14 protein-coding genes are annotated in these 12,854 nt (G+C 63.3%); 8 read left to right on the top strand and 6 right to left on the bottom strand.

The features are described 5' to 3' along the window. Window positions 1–844 precede the first annotated feature (844 nt). The 3 genes from ttcA (at window position 845) to R9X41_RS20430 (ending at window position 3,185) form a co-directional block, all read left to right on the top strand. The gene (gene ttcA / locus R9X41_RS20420; protein WP_318632272.1) at window positions 845–1,774 is read left to right on the top strand and encodes a tRNA 2-thiocytidine(32) synthetase TtcA; all 930 of its coding nucleotides are present in this window, start codon (window positions 845–847) and stop codon (window positions 1,772–1,774) included. A 33-nt stretch (window positions 1,775–1,807) separates the two neighbouring features. Next, the gene (locus tag R9X41_RS20425; RefSeq protein ID WP_318632273.1) at window positions 1,808–2,434 is read left to right on the top strand and encodes a DUF4136 domain-containing protein; all 627 of its coding nucleotides are present in this window, start codon (window positions 1,808–1,810) and stop codon (window positions 2,432–2,434) included. A gap of 109 nt (window positions 2,435–2,543) precedes the next feature. Next, entirely contained in the window at window positions 2,544–3,185 is a 642-nt protein-coding gene (locus R9X41_RS20430) for a histidine phosphatase family protein (protein ID WP_318632274.1), read from the top strand. A 15-nt stretch (window positions 3,186–3,200) separates the two neighbouring features. On the opposite strand, the gene ruvB is transcribed toward R9X41_RS20430, so the two are convergent. After that, entirely contained in the window at window positions 3,201–4,262 is a 1,062-nt protein-coding gene (gene ruvB / locus R9X41_RS20435; protein WP_318632275.1) for a Holliday junction branch migration DNA helicase RuvB, read from the bottom strand. Window positions 4,263–4,338: 76 nt separating this feature from the next. On the opposite strand from ruvB, the gene R9X41_RS20440 reads away from it, so the two are divergent. After that, on the top strand, window positions 4,339–4,992 hold the full coding sequence (locus tag R9X41_RS20440) for a lysophospholipid acyltransferase family protein (protein WP_318632276.1): 654 nt from the start codon (window positions 4,339–4,341) through the stop codon (window positions 4,990–4,992). On the opposite strand, the gene ruvA is transcribed toward R9X41_RS20440, so the two are convergent. Genes ruvA through R9X41_RS20460 form a run of 4 tightly spaced genes read right to left on the bottom strand, consistent with a single transcriptional unit; the run spans window position 4,973 to window position 7,803 of the window. Continuing rightward, a complete protein-coding gene (gene ruvA, locus R9X41_RS20445; RefSeq protein ID WP_318632277.1) occupies window positions 4,973–5,545 on the bottom strand; it encodes a Holliday junction branch migration protein RuvA in 573 nt (190 codons plus the stop codon). The genes R9X41_RS20440 and ruvA overlap by 20 nt on opposite strands. Window positions 5,546–5,585: 40 nt before the next feature. Beyond that, window positions 5,586–6,194, bottom strand: coding sequence for a hypothetical protein (locus tag R9X41_RS20450; protein WP_318632278.1), 609 nt, complete (start codon window positions 6,192–6,194; stop codon window positions 5,586–5,588). Continuing rightward, entirely contained in the window at window positions 6,191–7,036 is an 846-nt protein-coding gene (locus tag R9X41_RS20455; protein ID WP_318632279.1) for a hypothetical protein, read from the bottom strand. The genes R9X41_RS20450 and R9X41_RS20455 overlap by 4 nt, the downstream gene beginning before the upstream one ends. Beyond that, the gene (locus tag R9X41_RS20460) at window positions 6,931–7,803 is read right to left on the bottom strand and encodes a hypothetical protein (RefSeq protein WP_318632280.1); all 873 of its coding nucleotides are present in this window, start codon (window positions 7,801–7,803) and stop codon (window positions 6,931–6,933) included. The genes R9X41_RS20455 and R9X41_RS20460 overlap by 106 nt, the downstream gene beginning before the upstream one ends. 184 nt (window positions 7,804–7,987) lie before the next feature. On the opposite strand from R9X41_RS20460, the gene R9X41_RS20465 reads away from it, so the two are divergent. From R9X41_RS20465 to R9X41_RS20475, 3 genes are all read left to right on the top strand, one after another. Then, window positions 7,988–8,950, top strand: a complete 963-nt coding sequence (locus R9X41_RS20465; RefSeq protein WP_318632281.1) for a PhoH family protein — start codon at window positions 7,988–7,990, stop codon at window positions 8,948–8,950. 1 nt (window position 8,951) lies between these two features. Continuing rightward, a complete protein-coding gene (ybeY, locus tag R9X41_RS20470) occupies window positions 8,952–9,404 on the top strand; it encodes an rRNA maturation RNase YbeY (protein ID WP_318632282.1) in 453 nt (150 codons plus the stop codon). Between the two features lie 69 nt (window positions 9,405–9,473). Next, window positions 9,474–10,820 carry an HD-GYP domain-containing protein gene (locus R9X41_RS20475; protein ID WP_318632283.1) on the top strand — a complete coding sequence of 449 codons (1,347 nt, stop codon included), beginning with the start codon at window positions 9,474–9,476 and terminating at the stop codon, window positions 10,818–10,820. Between the two features lie 22 nt (window positions 10,821–10,842). On the opposite strand, the gene dtd is transcribed toward R9X41_RS20475, so the two are convergent. Continuing rightward, window positions 10,843–11,292: a D-aminoacyl-tRNA deacylase gene (dtd, locus tag R9X41_RS20480; protein ID WP_318632284.1), complete on the bottom strand. Its 450-nt coding sequence runs from the start codon at window positions 11,290–11,292 to the stop codon at window positions 10,843–10,845. Window positions 11,293–11,391: 99 nt separating this feature from the next. On the opposite strand from dtd, the gene gorA reads away from it, so the two are divergent. Further along, a complete protein-coding gene (gene gorA, locus R9X41_RS20485) occupies window positions 11,392–12,762 on the top strand; it encodes a glutathione-disulfide reductase (protein WP_318632285.1) in 1,371 nt (456 codons plus the stop codon). Window positions 12,763–12,854 lie beyond the last annotated feature (92 nt).

The following is a 12,854-nucleotide window of genomic DNA, read 5'->3' on the forward strand; positions in this document are numbered from 1 at the left end:
TACCTGTCGCGTGATCGATCATGTTTGAAACATGGTCTGATGCTCTTTGAACGTAAATTATTCCGGTCGTTTTGATGCCTCGTTGAAGCAGGCCATCAATCTAAACATCGCACGCTGGCCGGTGACGATTTCGACTATGGCTCGATTTGGTCTGAATGGCAATTAACCATTTTCTCGACGCTCAAATTGCCCAGCAAAGAAGTTGACATTTCTAGAATTCATTTTATTTTAGCGACGATGGAAGATTTCTCACGTCATATCGTAATTCGACTCAAATGTTTTAAACAACGGCGACTCAACTCGACCCTTAGCCTCCGGCGTCACCAGAAACACGAATGACTGCCTCGCTTCAACAACAAATGCAGTTCTATGTCCAGTCATATCAATAGGAACGCCCCTTGCGAGTCAACGTTGTGCTCTAAATTTCACCTATTTTCTTAAGACGCCATTTGACATACTAGAAATCTGCCACAGGCATTGGCGCACTGACTTCGGAGCCGCTCTCAATTCACCAACCACCCTAACAACAATGCTTTGCATCATTCAAAGAGACTGGATTGAACTGCAACGAACAGGATAACCAGAAAGCCATGACGATTTGAACCCTCAAAAACCCTGTGAGCAACAACTAACAAAAATGATAACAGCAAAAATGGAGATTAAGCCGTCTTTACCTATACCAAATCCAGAAGGCATTAACGGAAATAAAGATAATCGCCGCACCGAGAAAACCCGAATGTCCCCGTGCCCCGACGGGCGATCCACGCGATCCGCCTAAAATCAGGCCCTTCGCCGATGCCACCCCGGCCGCGTGCCCGCCCCTCACCCTGCCCAGGAACCCGCCATGAGCGCCGTCTGGAACTCCACCGAACCACCCGCCGAAGCCGATCCGGCGCCGCAGCGCCTGAAGATCGAGCGCGAAACCCACAAGCTCGAAAAACGCCTCTGCCGGGAGGTCGGCCGCGCCATCGTCGACTTCAACATGATCGAAGAAGGCGACCGGGTGATGGTCTGCATGTCCGGCGGCAAGGACAGCTACGGCATGCTCGACATCCTGCAGAAGCTGCAGCAACGCGCGCCGATACGTTTCGAGCTGATTGCGGTCAACCTCGACCAGAAGCAGCCAGGTTTCCCCGAGCACGTCCTTCCCGAATACCTGGCCAAGACGGGAGTGCCCTTTCACATCGAGAACCAGGACACCTACAGCATCGTCAAGCGCGTGATCGAAGACGGCAAGACGACCTGCGGCCTCTGCAGCCGGCTGCGCCGGGGCATCCTCTACCGCGTGGCCGACGAGCTGGGCGCGACCAAGATCGCGCTAGGTCACCACCGGGACGACATCCTGCAAACCTTGCTGCTCAACATGTTCTTCGGCGCCAAGATGAAGAGCATGCCGCCCAAGCTGGTCAGCGACGACGGCCGGCATGTGGTGATTCGGCCCATGGCCTATGTGGCCGAAAAAGACCTGGTGCGCTGGGCCGCGCACCGCGAGTTCCCGATCATTCCGTGCAACCTCTGCGGCAGCCAGCAGAACCTGCAGCGCGTGCAGGTGGGCGAGATGCTGCGCGAGTGGGAAAAGAAGTTTCCTGGTCGCATCGAGAACATGTTCACCGCGCTGCAGAACGTGGTGCCCTCGCATCTGCTCGACGGAACCCTGCACGACTTCAAGGGTCTCAAGCCCACCGGGGTTGCCAGCGAGGACGGCGACAAGGCCTTCGATTCCGAAAGTTTTGTTGCACCGACGCCGCCCGGCCTCGGTATCGTGGCCTACTGAACGGCAACCGTCCGCGTTTTTCAGGAGACCGCCATGAAGCGCATTGCCACCCTCTTTCTCATCGCCGCCGCCGCAGCGCTGGCGGGTTGCTCGACGACACGCCTGGTCGACAGCGACGTCCAGTCGTTCTCCAGCCTGCCCGCGGTTCCGGTGGGCGCCACCTACCGTTTCGAGCGCCTGCCCTCGCAGAACACCATGCCGGTGCAGCAGAACATGCTGGAGGCCGTGGCCCAGCAGTCGTTGGAGCGCGTCGGCATGAAGCACGACGAGGCCAGCGCGGCCTTCAGCGTGCAGGTGGGCATGCAGGCCCAGCGCCGGGTGGAATACGACCCCTTCGGCCCCGGCTTCGGTGGTTACTACGGCGGCGGTTTCGGCCCGGGCTGGCGCCGGGGAGGCTATTACGGCGGTGGCTTCTACGGCTACCCCTACGGCCGCTTTCCCGACCGCGTCATCTATGCCCAGCAGGTGGGCCTGACGGTGCGCGACCTCGCCAGCGGCCGCATCGTGTACGAGACGCATGCGGCGCACGACAGCCTGTATCCTGCCGACACCCAGGTGCTGACGGTCATGCTCGATTCGGCGCTGTTCGGCTTTCCGCAGGCACCGGCCGGCGTGCGACGGGTAAACGTGCAGATTCCCAAGGTCAGCAGCGCGAATTGAGCGTCGGCCGGCGCTCACGCCTTTTTTGCTGAGCGCCTGCTATCCTCGAATGCCGTTTTAAGAGCCCGATCCGGCGCCGCCGCCCCGCGTCGCCCAGGCCTTTCCGCCCATGGACGCCACCCGCATCATTGCCATCCGCCACGGCGAAACCGCCTGGAACGTGGACACCCGCATCCAGGGTCAGCTCGACATTCCGCTCAACGAAACCGGCGAATGGCAGGCCCGGCAACTCGGCCGCGCCCTCGCCACCGAGTCGATCAGCGCCGTGTATGCCAGCGACCTGCAGCGGGCGCACCGCACCGCCGAGCACGTGGCCGACGCCGTGGGCGGTGTGACCGTGCAGCCGGCCATCGGCCTGCGTGAACGCGGCTTCGGCAGCTTCGAGGGTTTGACCTTCCACGACATCGAGGCCCAGCTGCCCGACCAGGCGCAGAAGTGGCGCACCCGCGTGCCGGATTTCGCACCAGAAGGCGGCGAGTCGCTGATCGAATTCCGCGACCGCGTGCTGACTACGCTCACCGAACTCGCCGCGCGGCACCCCGGCGAGCAGATCGTGCTGGTGGCGCATGGCGGCGTGATGGACGTGCTCTACCGCGCCGCCACCGGCCAGGAGCTGCAGGCGCCGCGCACCTGGAAGACCGGCAACGCGGTCATCAACCGGCTGCTGTGGACGCCGGACGCCGTTACCCTGGTGGGCTGGGCCGACGATTCGCACCTCGACCCCGGCACGCTCGACGACGCCACCGCCTAGCGCGACCTGCCTCGCCTATTCGGCAAAGAGACCGCCCGCAGCCTGCGGTGGTGCCACGCCCAGGTGCCGGTAGGCCGCCAGCGTCGCCACCCGGCCGCGGGTAGTGCGCTGCAGGTAGCCCTGCTGGATGAGGTAGGGCTCGATCACGTCCTCGATGGTGCCGGCCTCCTCGCCGATGGAGGCGGCGATGTTGTCGAGCCCCACCGGCCCGCCGTCGAAGCGGTGGATCAGCGCTTCGAGCAGCTTGCGGTCCATGACGTCGAAGCCCTTCGGGTCGACGTCGAGCATGCGCAGCGCGCGGTCGGCGATATCCAGGGTGATGCGGCCGTCGCCCTTCACGTCGGCGTAATCGCGCACCCGGCGCAGCAGCCGGTTGGAGATGCGCGGCGTGCCGCGCGAGCGCCGCGCAATCTCATGGGCGCCTTCCTCGTCGATCGGCACGTTCAGCAGCCCGGCGCTGCGGCGCACGATGCGAGCGAGTTCGTCGGCGGTATAGAACTCCAGCCGCGCCACGATGCCGAACCGGTCACGCAGCGGGTTGGTGAGCATGCCGGCGCGGGTGGTGGCGCCGACCAGGGTGAAGGGCTGCAGGTCGAGCTTGATGCTGCGCGCGGCCGGGCCTTCGCCGATCATGATGTCGATCTGGTAGTCCTCCAGCGCGGGGTAGAGGATTTCTTCCACCACCGGGCTGAGCCGGTGGATCTCGTCGATGAACAGCACGTCGTTCTTTTCGAGATTGGTCAGCAGCGCGGCGAGGTCCTTGGGTTTTTCCAGCACCGGCCCGCTGGTCTGGCGCAGGTTCACACCGAGTTCGGCGGCGATGATATGGCTCAGCGTGGTCTTGCCCAGGCCGGGCGGCCCGAACAGCAGCACGTGATCGAGCGCCTCGCTGCGCTTGCGGGCGGCGCCGATGAAGATCTCCAGCTGCTCGCGCGCCTTGGTCTGGCCGATGTACTCGTCGAGCAGCTTGGGCCGCAACGCGCGCTCGATGGCTTCTTCCTGCGGCGACGCCGGCGCAGCGGAAACTACCCGGGCGGGCGCGGGCGAGGGAGCGAAATCGTCGGTGTGGATGGTCATCTGAAGGCCGGGCGCGGATAAGCGTTTCGATTGTGCCCGCGACTGCCGTCAGAATCGGGCAGATGAGAGAGAACCTGTGAACCATCGCTTCACCCGCTGGGCCGCCGGCCTGCTGCGAGACACCTTGCTGCTGGTGGTGCGCCTGCTGACCCGGGTGACGGCCACGCGCCCGCCCGGCGAGCCGCGCGCCGACCAGACGCTGTACTTCGCCAACCACACGAGCCACGGCGACTTCATGCTGCTCTGGGCGACCCTGCCGCCGGCGCTGCGGCGGCGCACCCGGCCGGTCGCCGGCCGCGACTACTGGTTGGCCTCGCCCCTGCGGCGTTTCGTCGGCGAGAAGGTGTTCTGCGCGGTGATGATCCGCCGCGATGCCAGCCAGCCCGGACCGTCGCCGGTCGACATGATCGTGCAGGCGCTGTCCGAGGGCAGTTCGCTCATTTTCTTTCCGGAAGGCACGCGCAACGTGGGCGAAGAAGTGCTGCAGCCGTTTCGCAGCGGCCTGTTCCACGTGGCCGCTGCCTGCCCGCAGGTGCGGCTGGTGCCGGCGTGGATCGACGGCATCCGCGAGGTGCTGCCCAAGGGCGCGGTGGTGCCGGTGCCGCACCGCTGCCAGGTGTTCTACGGCGAGCCGATCGCGCTGATGCCGGGCGAGGAGAAAGAAGCCTTTATCGCCCGCAGCCGGCAGGCGTTGCTGGCGCTCAAGCCCGCTACCGCGCCAGCGACTTGAGCGCCAGCTTGATGCCCTCGCTCACGCCCACGTCGGCTGGCAGGGCCTTGAGTGCGGCGGCGGCTTCCTTGTCGTTGTAGCCGAGCGCCAGCAGCGCCTGCAGGATGTCGGCCTGCGACTCGGTCGACACGCTGGCCCGCAAACCCATGTCCGCGCCGAGCTTGCCCTTGAGCTCCAGCAGCAGCCGCTCGGCGGTCTTCTTGCCAATACCGGGCACTTTCACGAGGCGACCCGCTTCCTGCAGCGTGATCGCCTGGGCGAGGTCGGCTACGCCCATACCCGAGAGCACCGACAGGGCGGTACGCGGGCCCACGCCGGCGATCTTGATCAGCTGCCGGAAGGCTTCACGCTCCTCGTGGCTGCCGAAGCCGTAGAGCAGCTGCGCGTCTTCGCGCACCACGAAGTGGGTCAGCAGGGTGACTTTTTCACCGAGCGCGGGCAGGTTGTAGAAGGTGCTCATCGGCACGTCGACCTCGTAGCCCACGCCGTTGCAATCGACCATCACCTGCGGCGGGTTCTTTTCGGCCAGCAGGCCCTGGAGTCTTCCGATCATGGGCGCCGATGCTAACCGCACCCGGCAGTCACTCGAATCGCTATTCGCAACTGTCACCCGATGGCATGGTGGTAACGCTGCCGGACCGAGCCGCGTTGTATTGCATATACCGGCGCAGGCGAAGATTGGTGTTAGCCGTCATGGCCTGGATTTTTTCGCTGAGCACATAAAACGCATCAGGAAGCATGTCGCCCAAGCAATTCGTTGCTGCCATGGTCCTGTCGCTGGATTTTTGAAGGGCGGCCTTGTCGGTTAAGTCCACGAACAAAATGCCCTGCAGCGCCCGTGCTTTTTGCATGGCAGCACTTTTTTGCTTTCTCGACAGCGGAAGCGACTCAATGAAAGTGTCGATGTCATCGCGCACTCCGTTGTTATTGGAATCAATTCCCTCGAGCGTGTCGGTGCGATCCAGCCTCGACAGCCTTCCGCTTTTTTCCAGAGCTTCAATTTGCTCCCGCAGCGTGGCGGGGCTCAATGGCGGGCTAGGCGCACCTGGATATTGATTGGCGATATCCCGCGCGTTTGGTGCTTGGTTTAACTGTTCATTGCGCTCACCACCACAACCCATCAACACTAAAACCAGAGCGAGAGCGAGAGCGATGGATTTACGACAAATATGTTTGATGGCGATTTTTTTTGAGATATTCATGCTTCGAAGGCGAAGACGTTTTTTAGCATTTCGCGAATTTTTGCCAAACTGGCACGTGCAGAATCCAGATAAGTCGCAACAAACATATGACCCGAGGCGTCGGCACGACTGAATGGCAATATTATATTAACCGCCGGAACACTATTTATTCCTTGCACACGCAATGCGTTGATGACCAGATCAATGTCCGCCAACACATGAGGACCCCGCAAGGTGGGAGATGCGGGGCCAACATGAATTGGCCGGGTCAGGGCATCGGGATGCGATGTTTTCACACCATCAACCGCAGCATTTAAAAACAAATTGCCTTGAGAATGGCCAATCAACACCAAGGCAGATCCGTCTTCGGCATGATCACGCAACTTTTGAAGCTGCACTGCAATGTCTGAAGCAGTGGGCGGAGTGCTGAGTAATTGGATCCAACCGCTGACCATTTGTGCCAGTGCCAGATTAAATGCTGCATCCAGCAAATCGGCGAGAGCCAGCCCGGCGGCCCCAAGCCGTGCCAGCAACGCACCGGTAAACGAATCGGTTTCGCTATAGCGCCCAGATAGAATTTCCCAGAAATGCTCCGTCCGGTTAAACATTACGCCGTCGAGTTCCTTTTGTCGCTGAATGAACGTCTCGCCCAAGTCCTGAAGGCAGGTAGCACCTGAAGTGCTGCCGCAGCCGGTTTGATTATAAAACTTATCATAGGAAACCGGAATTTCCAATCTAAGGGCATTGACTTCTGCCTTTAGGGCTTGTAGACCGTTTTCTGCTGCATCTTCTGTATCCAGACACCGTTGAAAAATCCAACGACCACCGGAGCCATCTTTACTTCCAACCGTGTCGCATGGCAAGTGCTGCAGGTAGCGGTCAGCGTATCGATCTGCGGCTTTGAAAATTTAGGAAACTTGTATTTATATGCATACACTCCTGGAGGATGCCACGCTCCATTCATCGGGATTAGAACCCCTGGAGCCCCGGTAGACGAAACATCAAGCTCAATCTTCTTTTCTTTACTACTTAAGGGAATCTCCTCAACCCGCACCTCAACATCATACTCTTTATCAGGATTCAAATAGTCATATTTGATTGTTTTCGGGGTAATTGTCAATTTAGCCAACTGATAACAATATCCAGTTTCCCAATCGATGAATGCATCAACCATGGGAATACCCTTTGAGGTTTTACACGAGCAATGCTTTTCATCCGGATATGACGATTGAGCATATCCCTGCGCCCCAGCGCCCGCATATCCCCAGTATCCGTTTATGGTGGTATGCGCACAGGCCGGCCAAATTGGAAAAATGTAAGCATCCCAAAGAATACCTTCTGATCCACAGGGTCTAGAGGACCTGCCACAATAACTCATGCCTTCCGCTTCGCAATATTTCAAATATGATTTTGCCGGGGCGTTGTATGCAGAACAATATTCTTCCGGCGTTTTTGTTGGCACATTACTTGGTTCATATTTCAAAACATCTGGGTTGAAAAATGAAAAAGGTTGCCACTGCGGAGGCGCAGGGCTTATTTCAGCTTGCGCGCGTTGAAAAATGCAAAGCAAACTAACATTAATATTTTTACGATATGCAACGCGCTTGCATTTATTGCATTGATCGGACACACACAGTCCCGCAGCCGCCGCAACCCCAATACCCTCAACAGCACACCAAACATCAAAACAACTCCCAAAACGGAATATTGCAAGCGATCGCTCACTTATTTTTTGAGATTTTGGTTTGTTTATCGATGCGGTCCGTCGATGGTTAGCTCAGAGACAATAGAAACGTTCCCGCCCCTCCACCACCATGATCGTTCGCCACACCTTCACGCCGCACAACAACACACGCCTGTCCCACCTGTGCGGCCCTATGGACGAGAACCTGCGCACCATCGAGCAGGCGATGGAAGTCTCCATCGCGCACCGGCACGAGCAGTTCAAGGTGGACGGCCCCAAAGCCAAGGCCACCAAGGCGATGGAGATGCTGCAGGCCATCTACCAGATGGCCGAACGGCCGATTCCGCAGGACGTGCTGCAGCTCATGCTCGCCGGCGACCCCGACTTCGGCGAGATCACCGCCGGCACCTCCGCCCTGCTCACCCGCCGCAGCCACCTGGCCGCGCGTACGCCGGTGCAGGGGCTCTATCTGGACAACATCGCCAGCCATGACATCACCTTCGGCATCGGCCCCGCCGGCACCGGCAAGACCTACCTGGCGGTGGCCTGCGCCGTCGATGCCATCGAACGCAACGCTGTGCAGCGCATCGTGCTGACCCGGCCGGCGGTGGAGGCCGGCGAGCGCCTGGGCTTCCTGCCGGGCGACATGACGCAGAAGGTCGACCCCTACCTGCGCCCGCTCTACGACGCGCTCTACGACCTGATGGGCCACGACAAGGTGGCCAAGGCTTTCGAGCGCAACCAGCTCGAAGTGGCGCCACTGGCCTTCATGCGGGGCCGCACGCTCAACAACGCCTTCGTGATCCTGGACGAGGCGCAGAACACCACGCCCGAGCAGATGAAGATGTTCCTGACCCGGCTGGGCTTCGGCAGCCGCGCGGTGATCACCGGCGACGTCAGCCAGATCGACCTGCCCAAGGGCTCGCCCAGCGGCCTGATCGACGCCGAGCGGGTGCTCAAGCGCGTAGCGGGCATCGCGGTCACGCGCTTCACCAGCGCCGACGTGGTGCGGCATCCGCTGGTGGCGCGCATCGTCGACGCCTACGACGCGGCCGGCCGGCCGCCGGTGGCCGTCGAGGTGGAGGACGTCTGACATGGCCATGCCCGAACTCACGCTCTCCCTGCAATTCGCCCGCTTCGCCGAAGCCGCCGAGCACCGCTCCGCCCTGCCCCGCGGCCAGGTGGCGCGCTGGATCCGACGTGCGCTCGACGTGCCGGGCGAGATCACCGTGCGCATCGTCGATGCCGCAGAGGGCCAGTCGCTCAACCGCGACTACCGCCAGAAGGACTACGCCACCAACGTATTGACCTTCGACTATTCGCAGGAGCCGGTCTGCATGGCCGACCTGGTGCTCTGCGCGCCGGTGGTGGCCCGCGAGGCCAAGGAACAGGGCAAGACGCTGGCCGCCCACTACGCTCACCTGCTGGTACACGGCACGCTGCACGCCCAGGGCTGGGACCACGAGACCGGCGAGGAAGACGCCGAGGCCATGGAAGCACGCGAGATCGAGATCCTGGCGGCGCTGGGCCTGCCCAATCCCTACTGATCGCCCCCCCCCGCCACCCGCCGCTGCATCCTCATCGAGCGCGGGCATCGAATCTGCTAGCTTGCCCCCATGCCCGAAACCGCCCTGCTTCCCGACTCAGCCGCACCGGCGGCCGGCCCGGAAGCCCTGGACGACACCCATTACCGCCAGTCCTTCGGTGCGCTGTGCGAAGACCAGGTCGTCAGCGCCACCAACGCGATCTATGCCGAGAACGGCACCAAGCTGATCGAAAAGGGCTCGCGCATCGACCGCGAGCTCTACGCGCGCCTGGTGCAGCACAAGCTGCGCGACCCGATCGACCAGCAGATCGGCATCGAGGGCATGGTCAACCACGAGAGCCTGGAAGCCATGGCCGCCGCCCTGCTCGACCAAGCCACCGTACCGCGCCTGCTGGCCGCGTCGCTGGGACGCCCGGCCGCCTTGCTGCAGCCGCTGCGCGAACTGCCCCTGCCCGGCCCCATCGCGCTCAAGCTCACTCTCATGCGCGACCGCTGCCCGGCCTTGCTCCAGCACGCGCTGGCCACGCTGCTGGTCGCCATGTTCCTGGCCGACCGGGCGAACATGCCGACACCGCTGCGCAGCCACCTCGCCGCCGCCGCCCTGCTGCGCGATATCGGCATGCTGCACATGGACCCGGCCTGGCTGGCGGCGGACCGCCGGCTCAACGCTCAGGAGCGCCGGCACCTGCATGCGCATCCGATCACCTCGGTGCTGCTCATCCGCCAACAGGGCGGCTATGCGCCCGAGGTGGCCGCCGCCGTGTTCGAACACCACGAGCGGCTCGATGGCAGCGGCTACCCGCGCGGGCTGCGCGCCGAGCGCATCTCGCCGATGGGCAGGATCCTGCTGCTGGCCGAGCTGGTGGCAGCCCTCGGCCACAAGTTCGGCGAAGCGTCGCCTCACCGGCTGGGGCTGGTGCTGCGGCTCAACCACCGCGCGTTGCCCGGCGCGCTCATCGCGCAGCTGCTGCCGGCGCTGCAGGGCGATGTGCTGGCGTCGAAGGTGCAGGTGGAAGAAGCGTCCCAACGCTTCGCCGGCGTGGCGAACGCCTTCGAGCAGTGGACCGAACTGCAGCAGGACATGAAGCCGGGCGAGGTGAGGGGCGAGGCTTTCGCCTGGCTCAACAGCCGGCTCGCCGGCCTGCGCCAGTCACTGACAGAAGCCGGCGGGCCGCCCGAACAGCCGAGTTTTCTGCTGGCCCACGCCGCGGGCGACGATCTGCACGTGGCCGACGCACTGGCGCTCGGCCGCGAGGCCTTGTGGCAATTGGGCAGCATCTGCGGCCATGCGCTGCAGCGCTGGCCGGCCCTGGCCGATGCGGAGCGCGACCATGCAGCGGGCGATGCCGCCGTTGCACGCTGGTGCGCCTGGACCGGGGCCATGCTCGCCGGCCTGCCCGGCTCGTCGGTCGACTGAGCCGCTTCGCCCCGAGGCAGGATCAGGCGGCCGGCCGAATCGTCAAGGGCATCGTCACCGGCCCGTCGTTGACCAGGTGCACCTGCATGTCCGCACCGAAGCGCCCGGTCGCCACCACCGGATGCGCATCGCGCGCCAGCCGCACCAAGTGGTCGTAGAGGCGCTCGCCGTCTTGCGGCGCGGCAGCGGCGCTGAAGCCGGGCCGGGTGCCGCTGCGGGTATCGGCGGCCAAGGTGAACTGGCTCACCAGCAGCAGGCCGCCGGCCACGTCCTGCAGGCTGAGGTTCATCTTGCCCGCCGCATCGGCGAACACCCGCAGCTTGAGCAGCTTGGCGAGCAGCCGTGCGGCCTCGTCCTCGGTGTCGCCTTTTTCGGCGCAGACCAGCACCAGCAAACCCTGATCGATGGCGCCAACCACCTCGCCCTCGATCACCACCCGCGCTTCCCGCACCCGCTGCAGCACTGCCAGCATGTCCCTGCTCCGTCACTTCCATCCGATAGAGCCACCGATGGTAAGGCGCGACAAGCGCTAATCTTGCCGTCTCTCCACACCCGCCCCATTGCACAGAACATGACCGAGCGCCACGACTTCGACCTTCTCGTCATCGGCGGCGGCAGCGCCGGCGTGCGTTGCGCCCGCATGGCCGCCCAGCGCGGCGCCCGGGTCGCGCTGGCGGAGGCCGCTGCCCTGGGCGGCACCTGCGTCAACGTCGGCTGCATTCCGAAGAAGCTCTACAGCTACGCCGCCGGCTATGCCGAGGCTTTCGTCGAATCCGCCGGTTACGGCTGGGATGGCCCGCCCCCGACACTCGACTGGAAACGGCTCAAGCAGGCGCGCGCCAAGGAGATCGGCCGACTCAACGGCGTATACGGCAATCTGCTCAAGGCCGCCGGTGTGACGGTGCTGGAAGGCTGGGCCAAGCTCGACGGGCCGCACACGGTGTCGGTTGGCGGCAAGCGGCACAGCGCGCGACATATCGTGCTGGCCACCGGTGGCATGCCGCACGTACCCGACGTGCCGGGGCGAGAATTCGTCGTGACATCCGAGCAGATGTTCGATCTCGACCCCTTCCCCCGCCGCCTCGTGGTGGTGGGCGGCGGCTACATCGCCTGCGAAATGGCGTCTATCTTCCATGGCCTGGGCGCCGAGGTCACCCTGCTGCAACGTGGCGGCGGGCTGCTCGCGGGGTTCGACGGCGACGTACGCCGCTTCATCGCGTCCGAAATGGGCCGGGCCGGCGTGGAGGTCAAACTCAACTGGCCGGTCGAGGCCATCACCCGCCATGCCGACGGGAGCCTTTGCGTGACCAGCGCCCACGGCTCGATCTGCGACACCGACGTGGTGCTCTATGCCACCGGCCGCAAGCCGCTGACCGCCGGACTCGGGCTGGAAGCGGTCGGCGTTGCCCTGAACGACCAGGGCGCCGTCGTGGTCGATGCCGACTACCGCAGCAGCGTGCCGTCCATCTTCGCCATCGGCGACATCTCTTCGAGCAAGCAACTCACCCCGGTGGCGCTGGCCGAGGCCATGGCGCTGGTCGACACGCTCTTCGGCGATGGCAAACGCAAGGTCGACTACGACCTGGTGCCGACCGCCGTCTTCACCCATCCCAACATCGGCACGGTCGGGCTGACCGAAGAGCAGTCACGCAACGAATTCGGCGCCGACGACGTGGAGATCTACCGCTCGGATTTCCGGTCGCTGCGGCACACGCTCTCGGGAAGCCAGGAGCGCAGCCTGGTCAAGCTCGTGGTGCGCAAGTCGACCGATCAGGTGCTGGGCCTGCACATGGTGGGGCCGGACGCCGGCGAAATCGTGCAGGGCTTCGCGGTGGCGATGCGTACAGGTGCAACGAAAGCGGTGTTCGACAGCACCATCGGCGTTCATCCGACCTTCGCCGAAGAGTTCGTGACGCTGCGGGAGCCGGCCGTCGACGACTGAGCGATGCAGCCGTGACTCGGACTGCGGGCTGAGGCCAAAAAAAAATCGGCCATGACAATGCATGGCCGATGCGGCGCTCTACGGCGCCTTTA

It is taken from the genome of Xylophilus sp. GOD-11R (assembly GCF_033546935.1).
Lineage (GTDB): Bacteria > Pseudomonadota > Gammaproteobacteria > Burkholderiales > Burkholderiaceae_C > Xylophilus.

Coding starts and splice junctions, on each gene's coding strand:
- ruvA (WP_318632277.1), bottom strand. CDS start 5,545: ATGATCGGAAGACTCCAGGGCCTGCTGGCCGAAAAGAACCCGCCGCAG.
- R9X41_RS20430 (WP_318632274.1), top strand. CDS start 2,544: ATGGACGCCACCCGCATCATTGCCATCCGCCACGGCGAAACCGCCTGG.
- R9X41_RS20465 (WP_318632281.1), top strand. CDS start 7,988: ATGATCGTTCGCCACACCTTCACGCCGCACAACAACACACGCCTGTCC.
- ybeY (WP_318632282.1), top strand. CDS start 8,952: ATGGCCATGCCCGAACTCACGCTCTCCCTGCAATTCGCCCGCTTCGCC.
- gorA (WP_318632285.1), top strand. CDS start 11,392: ATGACCGAGCGCCACGACTTCGACCTTCTCGTCATCGGCGGCGGCAGC.
- R9X41_RS20475 (WP_318632283.1), top strand. CDS start 9,474: ATGCCCGAAACCGCCCTGCTTCCCGACTCAGCCGCACCGGCGGCCGGC.
- R9X41_RS20425 (WP_318632273.1), top strand. CDS start 1,808: ATGAAGCGCATTGCCACCCTCTTTCTCATCGCCGCCGCCGCAGCGCTG.
- dtd (WP_318632284.1), bottom strand. CDS start 11,292: ATGCTGGCAGTGCTGCAGCGGGTGCGGGAAGCGCGGGTGGTGATCGAG.
- ruvB (WP_318632275.1), bottom strand. CDS start 4,262: ATGACCATCCACACCGACGATTTCGCTCCCTCGCCCGCGCCCGCCCGG.
- R9X41_RS20450 (WP_318632278.1), bottom strand. CDS start 6,194: ATGAATATCTCAAAAAAAATCGCCATCAAACATATTTGTCGTAAATCC.
- ttcA (WP_318632272.1), top strand. CDS start 845: ATGAGCGCCGTCTGGAACTCCACCGAACCACCCGCCGAAGCCGATCCG.